Source organism: Streptomyces acidicola (genome assembly GCF_009377235.1).
GTDB classification, from domain to species: domain Bacteria; phylum Actinomycetota; class Actinomycetes; order Streptomycetales; family Streptomycetaceae; genus Streptomyces; species Streptomyces acidicola.
Genome location: NZ_VMNX01000187.1, coordinates 1 through 18371, shown reverse-complemented (window position 1 = coordinate 18371; position 18371 = coordinate 1). Strand labels below are relative to the sequence as shown.

Here is an 18371-nt window from a genome sequence, read left to right as displayed (position 1 = left end):
GGGTGGGACAGCATCGGGGGCGCGGGCGCCAGGAGCGCGGTGTGGGAGGCGCTGCCGCCGCTGCCCGGGCCCGTGCCGGGCAGGCGCAGGGGGACGCGGTCGTCGGGGTGCGCCGGGTCCGGTCCCGCTGCCGCCGGGTCCGTCTTCGCGTCGGCCTGCTGTTCCCGGGGTGTCCGCGTGGAGGTGGGCGGCTGAGGCCGGGGAGCGGGAACGGTCGGTGTGCGGGAGGCCTCGGCGCGATGCCCGGACGGGGGGCCGGCCGTGGCGTCGGCGGGTGCCTCCGGTCCTTCCATGTGCCCGGCCAGCCACAGCAGTTCGGCCAGCTCGACGGAGGTCGGCGGCTCGCCGTCGCCCGCCTCGGCGAGCAGGTCGGCGAGCCGGCCGATCCCCTCCGGCCCGTCTCCCGCGGAACTCATCAGAACGTGTCCGCCTCGTCCCCGGTACGGCTGAGATACGGCATCAGCTGCTCCGCGAGCTCGTCCCGGGACGCCGTGTCGAGGCCCGCCACACCGGTCAGATAGACGGCGTTCAGCAGCTGGTCCGTCGCCAGTTCCCCGTCCGTGCCCCGGGACAGGAAACGGTTGATCAGGTCGCGGGCGTACGCGTCCGGCTCGCCCAGGTGGGCGCGCACGATCTGCTCCAGGTGTGTGTCGCGCGGCTGGTGGAGCTCCAGGCGGACACAGCGGCGCAGGAAAGCCGGCGGGAACTCGCGCTCTCCGTTGCTGGTCAGCACCACGAACGGGAACGCCCGGCACCGCACCCGGCCCCGCGCCACCGGCACCCGGTCGTCCGTGCCGTCGACCATCACCTCCGCCGTGGGGGTGTGCCGGGCGGCCCGGACCAGCTCCGGGATCTCGTACTGGCCCTCCTCCAGGATGTTCAGCAGGTCGTTCGGCAGGTCCAGGTCGCTCTTGTCGATCTCGTCGATCAGCAGGGCGCGCGGGCGGCCGTACGGCAGGAGGGCCGTGCCCACGGGGCCCAGGCGCAGATGGTCCTGGAGTTCGCCGTCGAGCGGGAGTTGCTCGCGGCCGGCGGTGCGCTGGTCGCGGGCGGCGGCGCGTCCGGCCGCGTACAGGCGGGACAGCGGGTCGTACTGGTAGAGGCCGTCGCGGAGCGTCGTACGGCTGGTGATGTTCCAGCGGAGCACCGGGCCCAGCCTGAGTTCCCTGGCGACCGCGTACACAAGGCTCGACTTGCCGCTGCCGGGCGGGCCGGTCACCAGCAGGGGTCTGCGCAGATACAGGGCCGCGTTGACGAGCTGGACCGCGCGGTCGGTGGCGCGGTAGGTGCGGGCACGGTGGAGTCGGTCGGGGGAGGAGGCCGAGGTGTCGTCGCCGTCGGCGGGGGTGGCCAGCGCCGGCCCGCCGTCGAAGGCGCGCCACGGCGGTGGCTCGGGCAGCCGGTCGATGCCGTCGTGGGGCTCGCTCGAACCCGTGTAGACGGGCCACAGGGACATGGGGGGTGTGCTCCTCGTACGGGTGCGTGCGGGGGGTGAGGGCGTGCGGGTCCGGTTCTCGCGTGCGCCTCACCCGACCGGCGAGTGCTGGTAGCCGACGGGGTCGGGCAGACAGCGGGGATCCTCCCAGAGCAGCGCCAGGTCGGACGCCCAGTGCGGTTCGGGCGACTCGGACGCGTAGGCCGTCTCGCGCAACTCGTGGATGTGCGTGGGAAGTTCCCCCGGGGCCAGACCCGCGAGGTGTTCGGCGAGGCGGTCCAGGAAGGCCGCGCCCCGGCAGTCGTCGTGGGTGTGCCCGCCCCGGCAGCCGGAGCGCGGCCACAGCATCACCGGCACCGCCGCGTTCAAAGTCGCCTGGAACAGCCGCCGGGTGCCGTCGGCGCGCGGCGGGGCGCCGAAGCCCACCATGTCCGCGCCCCGGCGCAGCCCGATGGTCAGCTTCACCGGGTCCTGCCCGACGGTCCCGCAGCCGATACGGCGCAGCCGGGCCGACCGCTGCGTGTCGAGCTCCCGCCACTTCTGCAGCAGCTTGTGCTGGAGACCGCCGCTGCGCCGCCGCTCCAGGTCCATGACGACGAGCGGCGCGAAGGTGCCGAGCGGGCTGTCGTCGTCGGCGCTGCGCTGCCAGTGCGCCACGTCCGCGTTGAGCCACCGGCGCGGCAGCACGAAGGCGAGCAGCTCCCGGGCGCCCGGCTCCAGCGCGTGATACGCCTCGTCGATGCGCTCCAGGGCGTACGGCCGCACCCGGTCGGCGGGCAGCCGGCGCTGGCCCACCACCTTGCGGTGGTTGCCGTTGTACGCGGACACCTCCACCAGGAACTGCTGGTCCCCGGAGCCGCTGGGCGCGATCTCGACGAGGATCGGGGACCAGGAGCGGGTGTCCGCACCGCTTACGGGCGCGGGCACCGTCAAGGGCGCGTACCCCGGCGTCGCCCCGGCGTGGGTGTACGGCCAGGACCGCAGGGCTGTCCGGGTCGGCGTGTGCTCGACGAAGTCGGCGAGCCGCTCCGCGAACCGGACCGCCGCCTTCGTGTCGGTCACCTCGGAGAGGAGATACCAGGCGGCGTCCCACAGGGAGGCGAAGCCGTGCGGTGGGGGCGGGGGGCCGAAGGCGGTGACGGCTTCCTCGTAGAGCCGCTGGGGGCTGCACTCCAGTTCGCCGTGGCGCGCCGCCTCCTCGACCAGCAGCCGGAGCCGCTCCTTCTGCGGCCCGTCGTACTCCGGGGTCGGGATCAGGTCGCCGAGGCGGGGCCAGTAGCGGGCCATGACGTTCGCCGGCAGCATCCGTCCGTTGCGGACCCCGGGATCGCGGGCCGCCGCCGAGACCATGCCGACGACCCGGCCGCTGTCCGCGAGCGTCACCGCCGCCCCGCTGAACCCGGGCACCAGTGGCTGTCCGTGCGCGGCCCACGCCTCCAACTGCACCCACTCACCGGCGATCAACTGTTCGGCGGTGGCCCGGTACTCGGCGAGCGTCCCCTCCTCGTACCGCTTCGGGAAGCCGTACGCGAGCAGCTTGCGCGGCGGGTCGCCGTACGCCTCGTCGGGTGCCGCGAACTCGGCGGGCTTCAGCGCCACGTCCTGGTCGAGCTCCAGGACGGCGAGGTCACCGGGGTCGGTGTCGCGGCCGTCCCAGCCGCCGTGCGCGATGACGCGGGCGCCGACCGACTCCCCGCCGCCGTGCGCGAAGGACACGTTCACCGGGTCGGTGGTGCCCCGGGCGACGACGTGTGCGCAGGTGACGACGTGGCGTTCGGTGACCAGGAAGCCGGCGCCGGTGTCGCGCCCGCAGCTGATCCTGGCGTGCCAGGAAGCGCTGGTCATGACGTCACGTCGGTCTCCGGGGGAGCGTCCGACCGCCCTGGGGACCAGGTGAGCTTGACCACGAGATGCCCCTCGACCGCGCTCTTCGCGATCAGCGCGCCGGCCTCCGCGGTGAGCTTCACACCGAACTCGATCTCCACCGCGTCGGGTTGCAGCGAACCGTCCCGGAAGACCCGCAGCGCGGACGCCGCCGCGGAGCGCACGCTGCTCAGGGCACCCTCGAAGGTCCGGGTCGCCTGCACCGCACCGTCGTCCCCGCGGGCCACGAGGCGGGAGCCCGCCCCGGTCCCCTCATCGACGGCCTCGACCGTGACCACCGCACCGTCGTCGGTCTTGAACTCCACCAGACCTTCCACCACGCCCCCGTCCTGCCCGTCCCGTCCGTCGTGACGATCAACCACCCTATTGTCACGGACGGTACTCGCGTTGTCCCCTTTTCCACACGCCGTACACATACCTCGAACGGGGGGCGCGCGAGCGGGTCACGTGATACCGCGTACAACCCCCAGTGCGACCAAGTCCTGCGGACGCACCCGCAGTTCGTCGGCCGTGGCGCGTACGTAGTCCTCCGGGCGCTTGAGGATCGCGGCCGCCAACTCCGGGGCGATCACCGAGAAGTAGCTGTCCGGGGTCGCCCAGGTGCGGCCCGATGCGGCCAGGGCGAGCGCCCCGCCCGAGCCGCCCTCGCCGATGACCAGTGTGGTGACCGGAGTCCGGGCGGTGGCCACCGCGTCGAACACCTCCGCGATGGCCGCTCCGGCGCCCTGCCGCTCCGCCTCCGCGTCGTTGGCGGCCCCCGGGGTGTCCACCAGCGTCAGTACGGGAACACCGAGCCGGCCCGCGAGACGGATCAGCCGGGCCGCCGTGCGGTACCCGGCGGGGCGGGTCGCCGTGCCGCACTGGGCCGCGTAGGCGACGGTCCGGCCCTCGTGCTCGCCGAAGCCGCACAGCATCCCCGGGTCCGTGCCGCCGCAGCGGTCACCGCCGATGGCCGCGCGGCGCGTGAAGTACGCGTCCAAGTACGCCTCGGCGCGAGGGCGTTCGGGCGAGCGGGCACGCAGGACGGCGGCCCACCCGGTGTCGGGGAGGCCGCTGCCGGCAGGCGCCACTTTCGACACAGGCCCCAGGGCGCTCGGTGGGGGCGCCGGTTCCGACGAGGGGCAGGTCAGCAGCGCCAGCCACAGCGCCAGCGTCCCGCGCAGGTCCTCCGGCCGTACGACCGCGTCGGCCGCGCCCGCCGCCACCTGGGCCTCGGCCGTGTACGCCGCCGGGTCCGCGTCCGCCGGGCGCACCCGGGAACCGGCGAAGCCCACCTGGGCACCGGGCAGCGCGAGGACGACGTCGGCGCCCGCGCCCAGGGTGGCCCAGCCGCCGCCGGTCGTCGGGTCCCGCAGCACGGAGATCTGGGGCAGCCCCGCCTGACGCGTCAGCGCCGACTGCCGGGCCACGCGCTGGAGCTGGGTGAGCGCGCGCATTCCCTCCTGCATCCGGCTGCCGCCCGTCGCGACGAGCGCCACGACGGGCAACCGGTGCTCACGCGCGTCCCCGTACGCCGCCTCCAGCAGGTCCCCGGTCCGCTCCCCGAGCGAACCGCCCAGGAACCCGAACTCGAAGGCCAGGACCACGGCCTCGACACCACCGATCGTCGCGCGACCGCAGACGACCGACTCCCTCTCGCCGGTGCGCTCGGCGGCACGGGCGCGCGAGGCGTCGTACCCCTGCCAGGCGAGGGGGCCGTCGGGTTCGTGCTCCCTCGCGGGGCACGGCAGTTCGGCGAAGTCGTCGGCGACCAGGGCGATGACCTGGCGCGCGGAGTACCGGGCGGAGTACAGGGGGGCCGAATACTGGGCGGAGTTCCGGGCGGACGGCTCAGTCATGCTTCAGCGCCCGCTTCATGATCTTGCCCATGTCGTTGCGGGGGAGCGCGTCGAGGAAGTGCACGACGCGGGGGCGCTTGTGCGGGGCGAGGCGCCCGGCGACGTGGTCGGCCAGCTCCCCGGCGCCGGGCGGGGACTCGGGATCGGCGGGCACGATCCAGGCGACCACGCGCTCGCCGAGGTCGTCGTCCGGTTCGCCCGTGACGGCGGCCTCGCGCACCGCCGGGTGTTCGAGCAGCGCGTTCTCGATCTCGCCCGCGCCGATCTTGTAACCACCGCTCTTGATCAGGTCGGTGGCCTTCCGGCCCACGATCCGTACGTACCCGTCGGCGTCCCGGACCGCCATGTCGCCCGTGCGGAACCAGCCGTCCCCGGTGAACGCGGCGGCGGTCGCGTCCGGACGGTTCAGATACTCCGTGAAGAGGTTCGGGCCGCGCACCTGGATCTCGCCGACGCTCTCGCCGTCGTACGCCGTGATGGCCGACCCGTCCTCCTCCACCAGACGCAACTCCACGCCCGGCAGCGGCACTCCGACCGTCCCGGCACGCGGCTCGCCGTCCGCGCGCACGCTCGTGTTCATGAGGGTCTCCGTCATGCCGTACCGCTCGATGACCCGCCGCCCGGTCGCCGCCGCGATCCGCTCGTGGTCGTGCACCGGCAGCGCCGCTGAGCCGGACACGAGCAGCCGCGCCCGGCCGAGCGCCTTCGAGAGCGCGGGGTCGTCGGGGAGCGCCTCCGCGAGCCGGTGGTACATCGTCGGCACGCCGAACAACATGGTGGCGCCCTCGTTCAGCTCCTGGGTGACCCCTTCGGCGGTGAACCGCCCCAGGTGCCGTACCGAGCCGCCGCGCCGCAGCGGGCCGAGGATGCCCAGGATCAGCCCGTGGACGTGGAACAGCGGCAGCGCGTGGACCAGGACGTCGTCCCCGGTCCACTGCCAGGCGTCGGCCAGCGCGTCCAGGGTGGCGGCGATGGCCCGGCGGGGGATGACTGCGCCCTTGGGCGGGCCGGTGGTGCCGGAGGTGTAGACGACGAGGGCGGGGGAGTCGGCGGTGATACGGGCAAGGTCGGCGACGTCGCTGACGGGGCTCTGGGCGGTGTCCCGTACGTCGACCTCCACGCGCTCCAAGTCGCCCAGGGCGGCGGGGAGTTCCGAGTCCGGTGCGGTGAGGACGAGTGCGGGCTCGCTGTCCCTGAGGATGTGCCCCAGCTCGCTGTCGCCCGACTTCGGGTTGAGCGGCACCGCGGGCACCCCGGCCAGCAGGGCGGCCACCACTCCGACGGCCGTCTCCAGCGTGGGTGTCGCCCAGACGGCCACCCGGCCCGCTCCCCGGATTCTCCCGGCGAGCGCGCCCGCAGTCGCGGCGAGTTCCGCGTACGTCAGGGAGCGCTCGCCGAACCGCAGGGCGGGCCGCTCGGCCGGGGAGTCGGTCAGGGCCGGGAAGAGTGAGGACACGCGTCGTACTCCTTCAATACTGCCTTGCATTACGGTTCACGATCGGCGGCTCCAGCCGCTGCCGCCCGTTGGGTTATCCCCAGCCGGGGACGACCATCACCAGCCACACCACCGCGGGCACCACCGCCACCACGATCCCTCCGTACACCATCAGCTGCCGGAAGAAACGCTCCCGGTCGACGTCCGGTGCCGCGGCCAGCACCAGCGCGCCGTTCGTCGAGAACGGGCTCACGTCCACGACCGTCGCCGACACCGCGAGTGCCGCCACCATGCCGATCGCCCCGATCTCGCCCTGCGCCAGGAACGGCACGGCCAGCGGGATCAGCGCGCCCATGATCCCCACGGACGAGGCGAACGCCGACACGATCGCGCCGATGTAGCAGAGCAGCACCGCGGCCAGCAGCGGGACCCCGATGCCGCTGACGCCCTCACCGGCCCAGGTGATGGTGCCCATCTCGTCCAGTACGCCGACGTATGTGAGGACACCGCAGATCAGCAGCACGGTGGGCCAGGCGATCTGCCCGACCGCCACGCGGCTGTCCTCCGGCCATGCGGCGCTGAGCAGCACGGCCAGGGTGATCGCGGTGAGACCCGCGTCCAGGTCGAAGGCGAGCACAGCGACGACGAGGGCGACCAGCGCGGTGAGCGTGGCGGTGCGGGCGGGGGTGAGGCGGGTGGTGTCGGGGCCGGGTTCGCCCGGGTGGGCGGGGGCGGCGGTGGCGACGGCGGTGGGGCTCGTGGCGGCGGTACGGCTCGTACCGCCGGTGTCACCACTCACACCATTCGTACTCACACCACCCGTACTCGTACTCGTACCACTCGTGCCGCCTCCGGAGTCACCGCTCGCAGCTCCCCCTTCCCCGTCCACCGCCACCGACCCCTGAGCCCACAGCTTGAGCCCGCCGAAGAGGACGAAGACGACGGCGGCGATGACGAGGTTGACGGTGAGGGAGGCCAGGAAGAGCGTGATCTCGCTGCCCGGGAGCTTCTCGCGCTCGACGATGCCGTTGACGATCGTCCCGTAGATGCTGATCGGTGAGAAGCCGCCGGCCTGCGCGCCGTGCACCACCATGGTGCCCATCAGCAGCGGGCTGATCCTGTACCGGACGGCGAAGCTCAGCGCGATCGGGGCGACGATCGCGACCGCGGCCGGACTGACCGCGCCGATCGCCGTGAGCGCGCCGGTGAGGGCGAACATCACCCAGGGGATCAGCGCCACCCGCCCGCGCACCAGCCGGATCGCGGCGTGCACGAGCCAGTCGGTGGTGCCGTTGGCGCGGGCGATCGCGAAGAGGTACGTGACGCCGACGAGGACGACGAAGAGGTCACCGGGGAAGCCGGCGAAGATGCCGTCCGCGTCGAGGTCGGCGACGAGTGCGCCCACCCCGAAGGCGGCGGCGAAGGCGAGTGCGCCCATGTTGACGGAGCGGGTGGTGGCGATGACGAACACCACGACGAGGACGAGGATCGAGATGAGTTCGGGGGACATACGGGCTCCCGTCTTTGGGTCCCGGAGTGGCTGATCCGAGTGGCTACGAGTGCGGTCAGTGGGTGTGATGAGTGGCTGAGTGGCTGAGCCACTTGGCTGCTGGGGGGTGCTGGCAGGTCAGCGTGGGGCCCGCCGGGGGCCACGTCAAGAGGTCGCGCAGAAATTGGCTCAGCCAGTTGACCATCCGGCCACTCGACCACCCAGCCACTCACCCCGCCCGGTGTTACGCTCCCGACGAGAGGGGGGAGCCGTGACCGACGCCCTGCGCCCCATGACGAAACAGCGCCTCTACGAGCAGGTGCTCGACCGACTGCGCCAGTACGTCGCCGAGGGCGGCCTGCGCGCCGGGGACCGGCTGCCGCCCGAACGGGACCTCGCCCAGCGGCTGGGCGTCAGCCGCGCCTCCGTGAAGCAGGCGATCGTGGTGCTGGAGGTCCAGGGCCTGGTGGAGGCGCGCCACGGCGGAGGCACGTACCTGGTCCGCGACAGCCTCGATGTCGAGCCCGTCGACGAGATGGTCGAACGCCGCCGGCGCCTCCCCGACGTCCTGGAGGCCCGCGAGGCCCTGGAGACGAAGCTCGCCGAACTGGCCGCCGAGCGCCGCACGGAGGAGGACCTGGCCGCGATGAGGTCCGCGCTCGCCCACATGACCAGGGAGATCGAGGAGGACGCCCACGGTGTGGAGGGCGACCGACTGTTCCACGCGGCCGTGACCGCGGCCGCGCACAGCAGCATCCTCGCGGAGTTCATGCGCTCCATCGCCGACCAGATCGCCGAGAGCCGCACGGAGTCCCTCCGCCAGCCCGGCCGCCCCACCCGCTCCCTGGCCCAGCACCAGGCCATCCTCGACGCCATCGCCGACCAGCAGCCGAACCAGGCGGCCACCGCGATGCGCCGTCATGTGCGGACGGTGGCGAAGGTACGGCTGCTGGACTGGGACCCGGAAGGGGAGAGATAGCCGCACGGCCTCGCCGCGCGTTGGTAGCGTCGGCGAGAACCGTGCGGGCCGGCACGGTGTGCCGTTCGACCGAGAGAGACGTGATGTCCCCGACGATCCGCAGGGCCGTGATCCCCGCCGCCGGACTGGGCTCCCGCCTGCTGCCTCTGACCAAGGCGACACCGAAGGAAATGCTCCCGGTCGGCGACAAGCCCGTGATCGAGCACACCGTGCGCGAACTGGTGGACTCCGGTATCACCGACATCACCATTGTCGTCTCCGGCGGGAAATCCCTTATCCAGGAGCACTTCCGGCCCAATCCCGCCCTGGTCGCGCAACTGCGCGAGGACGGCAAGACGGCCTACGCGGACGCGGTGGAGGAGGTCGCCGAGCTGGCCCGCCGAGGGCACATCACCTACCTCGACCAGCACGGCCCGTACGGCAACGGCACCCCCGTGCTCAACGCCGCCCGCAACATCGGCGACGAGCCGGTGCTGGTCCTGTGGCCGGACGACGTGTTCGTGGCCGAAGTACCCCGGGCCCAGCAACTGATCCGCGCCTACGAGCAGACCGCCTGCCCGGTGCTGGCCCTCATGCCGATGGACCCGGGCGACTCCCAGCGCTACGGCGTGCCCATCGTCAAGGAGGACCTCGGCGACGGACTGCTACGGATCACCGGCCTCGTCGAGAAGCCGGCTCCCGCCGACGCACCGTCCTCGTACGCGGCCATCGGCGGCTACGTCATCACCCCCGGCATCATCGACGAACTGCGCGAGCAGACCCGGCGCTGGTACGAGCACCGCGACGGCGAGATCTACCTGACCGACGCCATCAACGCCTACGCCGGTGCCCGCGCCGTGTACGGGCAGGTCATCCAGGGCCGGTGGTACGACACCGGCAACCCGGCCGACTACCTCGTCGCTCAGATGGCCTCCGCCCTCGCCCATCCCGAGTACGGCCCCGTCCTGCGCGGCCTCGTCCATGAACTCGACGAGGACCGCGCGGACTCCGGTACGACCGCCACCACTTCCACGACCTGACGTCGGACCGGCAGGGTGCGGGCTTCAGACCTCGGTGGCCTCCACCACGTCGGCCACCACACAGCTCACGTTGTCCGGACCGCCCGCGTCATTGGCCCCGGCGACGAGCGTGCGCGCGGCCTCCTCGGGGTCGGGAACCGATGCCAGGGTCCGCTCGATGTCCGGGTCCGCCAGTACCCGTGACAGACCGTCGGAGCACAGCAGATACCGGTCGCCGGGCAGGGCGTCCTGGAGCCGGAGGTCCGGGGAGGGGACGGAGTCGCCTCCGGTCAGGCCCTTGAGGAGCAGGGTCCGCTGGGGGTGGGCCGCGGCCTCCTCCACCGTCAGCCGGCCTTCGTCGACCATCGACTGGACGAGCGTGTGGTCGTGGGTGATCTGGAAGAGCTCGCCGTCGCGGAGCAGGTACGCGCGCGAGTCGCCGATGTGGACGAGGGCGAGCTGCGAGCCGGTCCAGAGCATCGCCGTGAGCGTCGTCCCCACCTCCTTGTCGGCCGTCGCGATGTCCCGTACGGCCCGGGTGGCGCCCTGCACCGCGTCGTCGAGCAGGTTGAGCACGTTGCCCGCGGAGAGGGTGTCGCGGGTGTCGCGGGTCTCGTGGGTCTCGCGTTCAAGGATCTTCAGCGCTTCCACGGCTGCTGTGGACGCGTGCGCCCCGGCGGAGCCGAAACCGTCGGCCACGGCGAGGACGCGGGTGCCCGCGTAGGCGGTGTCCTGGTTGGCCGGGCGGACCAGCCCGGTGTCGGAGAGGGCGGCGTAACGGAGTTCCAGCATGGTGGTGTCCTTCCCTGAGGTGCCTGTGAGGTGGTCCACGAGGAAGGCCGCCAGGTCCCGGCGGTGCGCCGTCTCGGCCTCGACCCGCGCCCAGTACGCCCGGATCTCCCGGCCCGCGGCGGGCCCGTCCAGCGCGCACACCTGCCGGATCCGCGCCAGCGGCATCCCCAGCCGCCGCAACCACGCCACCAGCCGTGCCCGCTCCAGCTGCTCCACCGCGTAGTAGCGGTACCCGGTCTCCGGGTCCACCCGGGCGGGCCGCAGCAACTCCAGCTCGTCGTACAGCCGCAGCGCCTTCGGCGAGAGCCGGCACGCCTTCGCGAAGGCGCCGATCGTCAGCATGCCCACGGTTCCCCCTCGGTCCTGGCCTCGGCCGTTCCTCGTTCCGCTCCCGATGCTGGGGCTTCACCGAAGGGGAAGGTCAAACGGGTTGCCTCGGTTGCGGGGGCCGTGGTCAGCTTCGTTGGCTTCGCGGGCCGGAGCCGGTGCGCCCGCGCCCGCGCAGAACGGTCGCATACACAACAGCCGTACGAGGATGGAGCCCCGTGACAGACACCCCCCGTATAGCGCTCGTCACCTACGACCCCGGGCCCGAGGCGCACAAGGATCTCGATCTGCCGGTGCTGGTACGGGAGCTGGCGGCGTCCGGGGCCGAGACGACCGCCGTGTACTGGGACGATCCGGAGACCGACTGGGCCGGTTACGACCTCGCGGTCATACGGTCCACCTGGGACTACTGCTGGCGTGCGGAGGAGTTCGCGGCCTGGGTGACGCGGTGCGGGAAGGCCACGCGGCTGGCGAATCCGGCGGACGTGGTGCTCTGGAACACCGACAAGCGGTACCTCGGGGATCTGGCGGCGGCCGGGGTGCCCGTCGTGCCGACCCGGTATCTCGCGCCCGGTGACGCCCCCGATCTCCCGGACGACCAGGAGTACGTCGTGAAGCCGACGTCCGGGGCGGGCGCCCGGTACGCCGCGCGCTACACGCCCGCGGACAGGGAGACGGCCGTACGGCACCTCGCGCGCATGCACGCGGAAGGGTTCACCGCGATGGTGCAGCCGTACATGCGCGGCATCGACGTCACCGGTGAGCGGGCGCTGCAGTACTTCGGCGGGCGGCTGCTGCACGCCAGCCGCAAGGGAGCGGTCCTCGCCCCCGGCACGGCGTACGACGCGGACAAGGTGCCCCACCCCGACCTGGAGCCCTGGACCCCGTCCCCGGCCGAACTCCACGTCGCCGAAAGCGCGCTGGCCTCCGTACCGGGCGGCTCCGAACTGCTGTACGCCCGGGTCGACCTGATCCTCGGGGACGACGGCGAACCCCGCGTCATGGAACTGGAGTTGATCGAGCCGGCCCTCTTCCTCGATCTGCACCCGGCTTCGATGCCGAGGGTGGTGGAGTCGATCCTGGCGGCGGCGGGCGCGTAGGGCGTCCATGTTCCGCGTCTCGGACCCAGGGCTTCGGCGTAGTCGGCGGGCGTCCGTTTCGTGACCACTTGCGGTGAAGGGAGCGCGAGCGGACGGTTCCTGTCTCATGTCCATTGCGCCTCGGTGGCCTGCGTCTCCGCGCACCGTCGGGCGGAGCCAGCCGACGGTGCCGGGGGATGATCCCTGCGTGGCTGAAAAGACAGGTGCAGAAGCGGACGACGCTCGTGCATGGGATGAGCGGCTGGGCTGGGCGTTCGGGCTGATAGCAGATGATCCGGCTGCGAGGAGTGCGGCACGCGCTGGCCGTCGTCCTCGACCTGACCGCGTGCGCGGTGGCGGACCGACAGCGCACCCCGCGCCATGGCGACCTGGCGCAACCTCGTGGTCGGCGCCCTGCGACTGAACGGCGCGAAGAACATCGCCTCCGGCCGTCGCCGCAATGCGCGTGACGCCCGCCGGCCCCTCACGCTCCTCGGCCTCGCCTGAGCACGAAGTGGACGTTACTCGACTACGCCGAAGCCCTGAGGGCTGTCGCAGAATAACTTCAGGCTTTGATCTTGGTCAGGCGGGCTGTCTCGCGAGGTCATCGAGTGGAACGGCCTTTCGGCGTTCGTGAGTTGTTTTCCGACGGCTCCCTGGGCCGCTCAGGGGTCGACCGGGTCCGGCGCATGCGTTCTCGGCGTTCTCTCAGGCCGAGACCGAGAGGTAACGCCGCCTCAGATGGTCGGGGTGTCGTCAACAATCGGCCTGTGAATCTCAACGACCGGCTTCCACCCCGTGGAGAACTCGATGAAGTCCGCACGGGTGGGGTAGGTGTCGATCGCGCGACGGTCACGCTTGGGGCTGTCGCTCCCCTTGCGCCCCCGGGGAATCTGCTCCTCGAAGATGTCGACCTTCACGTCGGGTACCTCCTTGAGGCCCTGGCGCCAGATCTGCACGACGTCGGCGCCGAACGCCTGCCGGGCCGCAGCGTAAAGGGCCGTGAGGGCCCCCTTGTCCCCACCAGGGACAAAAAGTGCCAGGTCCAGCACGACACCGGCGGACTGGAGGACCTCGATGGTCACCGAGCCGTTCTCGTCGGCCAAGTAGATTCCGGCTTCATTCTCGTCGTCGGGAAGGCAGGAGACCTCTTCCTGGAAAACGGTTCTCGCCGTTATCGAGCCGCCCTCGAAATGCTCACCGGACTTGGTCAGAAAAGCAGGGACATAGCAGTCGGGAAGCTTGAGTTCTGCCGTGTCGGCGGAAACGAAGAGCCTGTCCTTCACGCCGAGCTTCGTCACCTCTTCCAGCGAGAGGCGGCGAGCAGCGATCTTCTCCGTGTTCACGATTTCCCTTTCAGGTTGCACTGTCCCTCCGAATAAGGACGCTACCACGAAACCTTGAGGTCAACTGCCCAGTAATCTTTGGGTAAATGGTCTCCGATGACCTGCACGGGAGGATGCCGAAGCGAGTGCCACTCGGTCGGGAACACGCATCCGCCAGGTAGTGTCCCTCGTCATGGCGTTGGGGATCAACTGGCGGTTGCATTTCGGTGCGTTGGGTAGCACGGAGGAGTTAAAAGAGAGTTTACGGTAGATATCACCCATATCGCCTTCGGGGACGTGGCGGCGAGGTAAGGCGATCCATTCGTCGTGCATCTCGAAGAGCGCAGCGGAACCAACCGGATGGTCCGACAACGCAACAACGGAGACCCTCACCGGCAACATCCGGATGGAGCGCGAACCGGAAGTCGCGTACTACCGCCCCCTCTTCGGTCAGGACTTCGGCGTAGTCGGCTGACGCCCGGTTGCTGACGTCTCGTCATGTCGGGCGGGGTTCGGTGCACAGCAGGCACGGACGTCCGCGATCATGGAGTTCTCTACGCTCTGTGACCTTGGACTGCCCGTGCCTGCCGACGCATCATCTCTGATCTCCGCGGCTCAGCTCGCCCGACTGATCCGAGGGCACTGGACCGTCGAGGCCCTGCACCACGTCAGGGACGTCACCTTCGCCGAGGACGCCTCCCAGCTGCGGACCGGAAACACTCCCAGAGCGATGGCCACCTGCAGAAACCTCGCGATCGGAGCTCTCGGCCCGACCGGCGCCCGCAACATCGCCTCCGGCCTCCGACGGGCAGTCCGAGACCAAACCCGGCCCCGTGCCCTTCTCGGCCTCACATGATCAAAACGGACGACATCAAACTACGCCGAAGCCCTGGTCTCGGACCGGGCAGGCCGTGCACCCGGCCCGGTCGCAGGGCGGTGTTCGCGACCACTTCGATCCCGGCGGACCAGGCCTTCGGGCGCCCGGCGAGCCACTGCTTGAACACTGCCTTCGAGCGCCCCTCGACCATGTACAGCAGCCTCGCCGGCCCGGTCTTCTCACCCATGGGGGTGAGATCGATGATCACGGTGACGTACTCGTCGCCAAGCCCGGTGTGCCTCCAGACATGCACGTCCTCTCGCGCGAGTCGCACCGAGAGCGGCGTACCCGCACCAGCAGCGTCGTGGGGCGGTGCCCGAACGGCTCATGCGCCGGCCGCCGCCTGACTGTGTCGCGCACCACGCGCTCCAACCCGCACTTCCGGCATCACGGATCCGGCTCGGCGACCCGGCACTCGATCACCATCCTGATCGAAGGCGACGGATGGCTCAGGTAACGATCACTCCGCTGATCTGGGGTTTTTGCGCTGGTTGGCATTGAAGCGCGCTTTCTTCTGACGATTCCCACACGTGTTCATGTCGCACCATTTGCGAGTGCGGCTTTGGCTGGTGTCGAAGAAGGCGGCTTGGCAGGTTGGTGATGCACACAAGGCCAATTTTCCGTCTCGTTCGCCTGCGATGATGCTGATCGCGTCGACGGCGATCACGCTGAGGGCATCTTCCACGCAGGAAGCCGGGCTGAGCCGCCATCGCCGCTCACCCTCGGGCGTCAGGATCGCCGCGGCCCGACCCTGAGCGCTGCGGTCATTGATGACTTGGACAGCAGATGCAGGGAGAGCGTCCTGGATCGCGGCCGCTGTCGCGGCGGCGTGAATCGACTCCCTCAGTTCCCGAGCGAGGTCGAGCTGGGCAGTGGTGCAGGAGTCCACGGCGAGGCCGCTCACTGCCAGCCAGTCGACGAGTCGGTGCGGCGTGGGAATGCGCTCCACAGCGTTGCCATGACGCTCCGACAGGGTCCCCGTGAAGCTGGTCGCCAGCACTTTACCGAGGCGGAAGTCAGGGAATCCAGCACGCATGGAACCACCTTAGCTGGTTGCAGCATGGCTCGGAGAACTGCTAGAACCGCCTTAGCCGGTTCGTGATAGGCCCTAGCCGGTTCCGCGATGGCCAGGAGGTCTCATGCCCCGTCCAACCAGCGACGTGCAAGCATTTGAAGCCCACGCGACGGACGCCGACCTCGACGATCTGCGCGCGCGACTGGCCGCTGCGCGACTACCGGAGGCCGAGACGGTCCATCGCGCCGCGCCCGACCCTCACCGATGGGAACAGGGCGTTCCGCTCGCCGACCTCGTCGATGTCGTGAACTACTGGCGCACCGGGTACAACTGGCGGTCGTTCGAAGCACGCCTCAACCGGATCGGCCAGTTCCGCACGACCATTGATGATCTGGGAATCCACTTCCTGCACCGCCGGTCCGCGCGCACAGATGCCACCCCTCTGATCTTGACGCACGGCTGGCCAGGCAGCATTGCCGAGTTCATCGATGTAGTGGACGAGCTGGCAGATCCGAAAGATGCAGACGCGCCGGCGTTCCACGTCGTGGTCCCGTCGCTACCAGGCTTTGGTTACAGCGACAAGCCGGCCACCACCGGGTGGGGAACCGAAAGGATCGCGGCCGCATGGGTGGAACTGATGGGAAGGCTCGGCTACAGCAAGTTCGCAGCCCACGGCGGCGACTGGGGAGGCAATATCACCACGGTTCTCGGCGGCAGGTTTCCGGCGCATGTTCTCGGCATCCACACAACGTTCGCGGAGGCACCACCCGGGTTGACAACGGACGGGCTGACCGCGGCCGAGCGCAAGTGGACCGAGGAAACCCGCGATTTCTGGCGCCACCGCGCGGCGTACGCGAAACAGCAGGCGACCCGACCGCAGACCATCGGCTACTCGCTCGTCGACTCACCGGTCGGGCTTCTCGCCTGGATCCTCGACAAGTTCGCCGAGTGGTCAGACACCGAAGACAGCCCGTTCGAGACGATCTCCAGAGACCGCGTCCTTGACGACGTCACCCTGTATTGGCTGACACGGACCGGCGCATCGGCGGCCCGCATTTACTACGAAAGCCACAACTCGCTCGACCCCGAACTTCGGGTCGACGTCCCGTCAGCAATCACCATGTATCCCCGCGACGTCGAGAAGAGCCCGCGCCCCTGGGCGCAGGAGCGGTACCGACAGATCGTCCGATGGAGGTCACCCGAAACCGGGGGACATTTCCCGTCGCTGGAGGTTCCCGAGTATTTCGTCAAAGACCTGCAAGAGGGCCTCGCGGCAGTGCTCGCCGCTCATCGGTGAACGCGGCTGGGTGCCCGCACTCGACCACCGCCTGACCCGGCTCAAGGCGTTGTCCGACGGCTTCCGGGCCGAGCTCATGCCGTCAACACCCCCGACTGCAACCTCAACTGCGAAGAGCCCGTTATGCGCCCTTAGGGTTGCAGGAAACGAGCGCAACGCACCGACCTGACCTGGGAGTCGAGAGTGTCGCACGAAGTTGCCGCATTGGCGGAGGAACTCAAGGCCATGGCTGCGGCGGATCACCAGTCCGCGATCCGCGGGCCCAGCGATGACCCGGTCGAGCAGTTGGCGTGGCGTCGGCTGACCGCACGGCACGGTGACCGACTCAGCGAAGTCATGGATGAGTACGGCTGGCCGACGGCAGAACTGGTCGGCGAGGAAGCCGCACGCGCGGCCTGGCTGATCGCCCAGCACGCCGACCGGCAGCTCGATGTTCAGCGACGGGCACTGCAGCTGATGCAGCAGGCGGTTTCGGAAGGGGCGGCCAGCCCGCGCGAGCTGGCCTTTCTGCGCGACCGCACGCTGGTCAATGAGGGCCGCAAGCAGGTCTACGGCACTCAGATCGCTGGTGTGAAGGACGGGGCACCGGTTCCGTGGCCCTGTGAGGAGCCCGAGCGCATGGATGAACTCCGTGCGGAAGTCGGCATCGAGCCCTTCGACGAGTACGTTGCCAAGTTCGCGAAGGCCTGACGGCCCGTTCCCATCCGCCTCCTGTGGATCACCGCCTGGGGCTCACCTCCCGTGCCGCAACGATCCGCCGGACAGGTCATGGCGATCCGGTTGTGCCTGTCTCCCGACAGTGCCTTCCCAGGCCGACGAGCCTCCGGTGATCCTGAGGGCATCAACAAAATGTGAAGGCGGACGTCGGCGACAGAGGCCTCCGCCGCGAGATCGGAGGAACGTGGTGCGTGAGCCGCGAAAGCTTCCACCCCAACACCACTGGAGTCACCGCAGATGCTGTGGCCTTCGCCGCGCCGCGGGAAAGCTCTGAGTGTTGGTGAGCGCTGACGCACCCGGCAGGACCGCTCCTTGGGCGAAGGCCCTGGCAGCGGTCCTGCTCTCCCTGCTCACTGCGGCAGTCGTCTCCTACACCGTCGGTTGGTCGAGGGAAGCCGATCGGAAGGACGCCGCAGCCGAGGCCACACGCCAGGACGTGCGGCACTTCGCGGACGAAGTACTGGCAGGTGAGGGGAAGGTGCCTTCGGACCGGCTCGGGATGGTCAATCTGTTCACTGGGGTGATCGAGCAGGGAATCGCGCAGGTTTACTGGGTGGAACCGGCTGGCGGTCGGATTCGCGTCATCGCTGAGTTCTCCCGCACCTACAAGAGGTTCCTGCCGGTCTTCGGACCAGCCGAAGACACAGCCGGCCGCTGCTACACAGTCGATCTCCCCTCCACGGCCTCTCCCGGCGAACAAGCCAAGATCACAGAACACGGCGCTGACGAGAGGTGCACCGACGTGATGGCCCGGCCCTAGGGCCTGTACGGAGTCGTGATCAGCGACTTGGCTGAAGGCTGCGGATCCAGATGACGGCGCCTCGTAGGTGGAGTCCGGCAAGGTAGCTCTCGGGGGTCTTGTCATAGCGGGTGGCAATGCCGCG

Annotated in this window: 16 protein-coding genes and 2 pseudogenes; 7 read left to right on the top strand and 11 right to left on the bottom strand. The window is 70.3% G+C overall.

Annotated elements, in window-relative coordinates:
• From FPZ41_RS34200 to FPZ41_RS34170, 7 genes and pseudogenes are all read right to left on the bottom strand, one after another.
• A pseudogene (locus tag FPZ41_RS34200) lies at positions 1 to 416 on the bottom strand (hypothetical protein); the annotation flags it as partial.
• A complete protein-coding gene (locus FPZ41_RS34195; protein ID WP_152867467.1) occupies positions 416 to 1456 on the bottom strand; it encodes an AAA family ATPase in 1041 nt (346 codons plus the stop codon). The pseudogene FPZ41_RS34200 and the gene FPZ41_RS34195, both read right to left, overlap by 1 nt.
• Before the next feature lie 69 nt (positions 1457 to 1525).
• Complete coding sequence (locus FPZ41_RS34190) at positions 1526 to 3280, bottom strand: VMAP-C domain-containing protein (RefSeq protein WP_152867466.1); 1755 nt, start codon at positions 3278 to 3280, stop codon at positions 1526 to 1528.
• Positions 3277 to 3636 carry a CU044_2847 family protein gene (locus tag FPZ41_RS34185; RefSeq protein ID WP_322621079.1) on the bottom strand — a complete coding sequence of 120 codons (360 nt, stop codon included), beginning with the start codon at positions 3634 to 3636 and terminating at the stop codon, positions 3277 to 3279. Before FPZ41_RS34185 ends, FPZ41_RS34190 begins: the two co-directional genes overlap by 4 nt.
• 126 nt (positions 3637 to 3762) lie before the next feature.
• Positions 3763 to 5157, bottom strand: coding sequence for a carboxyl transferase domain-containing protein (locus tag FPZ41_RS34180; protein ID WP_152867465.1), 1395 nt, complete (start codon positions 5155 to 5157; stop codon positions 3763 to 3765).
• Positions 5150 to 6613 carry an acyl-CoA synthetase gene (locus tag FPZ41_RS34175; protein ID WP_322621078.1) on the bottom strand — a complete coding sequence of 488 codons (1464 nt, stop codon included), beginning with the start codon at positions 6611 to 6613 and terminating at the stop codon, positions 5150 to 5152. Before FPZ41_RS34175 ends, FPZ41_RS34180 begins: the two co-directional genes overlap by 8 nt.
• Positions 6614 to 6686: 73 nt before the next feature.
• The gene (locus FPZ41_RS34170) at positions 6687 to 8102 is read right to left on the bottom strand and encodes an SLC13 family permease (protein WP_152867463.1); all 1416 of its coding nucleotides are present in this window, start codon (positions 8100 to 8102) and stop codon (positions 6687 to 6689) included.
• A 250-nt stretch (positions 8103 to 8352) separates the two neighbouring features.
• Between FPZ41_RS34170 and FPZ41_RS34165 the strand changes: the two genes are divergently transcribed.
• Positions 8353 to 9060: a FadR/GntR family transcriptional regulator gene (locus FPZ41_RS34165; RefSeq protein ID WP_322621077.1), complete on the top strand. Its 708-nt coding sequence runs from the start codon at positions 8353 to 8355 to the stop codon at positions 9058 to 9060.
• Positions 9061 to 9143: 83 nt separating this feature from the next.
• Positions 9144 to 10079 carry a UTP--glucose-1-phosphate uridylyltransferase gene (locus FPZ41_RS34160; protein WP_152867462.1) on the top strand — a complete coding sequence of 312 codons (936 nt, stop codon included), beginning with the start codon at positions 9144 to 9146 and terminating at the stop codon, positions 10077 to 10079.
• A gap of 24 nt (positions 10080 to 10103) precedes the next feature.
• Here the strand turns inward: FPZ41_RS34160 and FPZ41_RS34155 are convergent, their stop codons facing one another.
• On the bottom strand, positions 10104 to 11192 hold the full coding sequence (locus FPZ41_RS34155; RefSeq protein WP_152867461.1) for a MerR family transcriptional regulator: 1089 nt from the start codon (positions 11190 to 11192) through the stop codon (positions 10104 to 10106).
• A 203-nt stretch (positions 11193 to 11395) separates the two neighbouring features.
• On the opposite strand from FPZ41_RS34155, the gene FPZ41_RS34150 reads away from it, so the two are divergent.
• Together FPZ41_RS34150 and FPZ41_RS49625 are read left to right on the top strand one after the other, a co-directional pair.
• Complete coding sequence (locus tag FPZ41_RS34150) at positions 11396 to 12277, top strand: ATP-grasp domain-containing protein (protein WP_322621076.1); 882 nt, start codon at positions 11396 to 11398, stop codon at positions 12275 to 12277.
• Between the two features lie 360 nt (positions 12278 to 12637).
• Positions 12638 to 12763: a hypothetical protein gene (locus tag FPZ41_RS49625; protein WP_265584271.1), complete on the top strand. Its 126-nt coding sequence runs from the start codon at positions 12638 to 12640 to the stop codon at positions 12761 to 12763.
• 230 nt (positions 12764 to 12993) lie between these two features.
• On the opposite strand, the gene FPZ41_RS34140 is transcribed toward FPZ41_RS49625, so the two are convergent.
• The 3 genes and pseudogenes from FPZ41_RS34140 to FPZ41_RS34125 form a co-directional block, all read right to left on the bottom strand.
• Positions 12994 to 13602 carry a hypothetical protein gene (locus FPZ41_RS34140; protein ID WP_322621075.1) on the bottom strand — a complete coding sequence of 203 codons (609 nt, stop codon included), beginning with the start codon at positions 13600 to 13602 and terminating at the stop codon, positions 12994 to 12996.
• 920 nt (positions 13603 to 14522) lie between these two features.
• Positions 14523 to 14887, bottom strand: a pseudogene (locus FPZ41_RS34130) (hypothetical protein); the annotation flags it as partial.
• Between the two features lie 31 nt (positions 14888 to 14918).
• The gene (locus FPZ41_RS34125; protein ID WP_152867459.1) at positions 14919 to 15494 is read right to left on the bottom strand and encodes a CGNR zinc finger domain-containing protein; all 576 of its coding nucleotides are present in this window, start codon (positions 15492 to 15494) and stop codon (positions 14919 to 14921) included.
• Positions 15495 to 15597: 103 nt separating this feature from the next.
• On the opposite strand from FPZ41_RS34125, the gene FPZ41_RS34120 reads away from it, so the two are divergent.
• From FPZ41_RS34120 to FPZ41_RS34110, 3 genes are all read left to right on the top strand, one after another.
• Positions 15598 to 16770 (top strand): epoxide hydrolase family protein, encoded by a 1173-nt coding sequence (locus tag FPZ41_RS34120; protein ID WP_152867458.1) that lies wholly within the window; start codon positions 15598 to 15600, stop codon positions 16768 to 16770.
• A gap of 183 nt (positions 16771 to 16953) precedes the next feature.
• Positions 16954 to 17460 carry a DUF6624 domain-containing protein gene (locus tag FPZ41_RS34115; RefSeq protein WP_322621074.1) on the top strand — a complete coding sequence of 169 codons (507 nt, stop codon included), beginning with the start codon at positions 16954 to 16956 and terminating at the stop codon, positions 17458 to 17460.
• A 463-nt stretch (positions 17461 to 17923) separates the two neighbouring features.
• Positions 17924 to 18247: a hypothetical protein gene (locus FPZ41_RS34110; protein WP_152867457.1), complete on the top strand. Its 324-nt coding sequence runs from the start codon at positions 17924 to 17926 to the stop codon at positions 18245 to 18247.
• Positions 18248 to 18371: the final 124 nt, after the last annotated feature.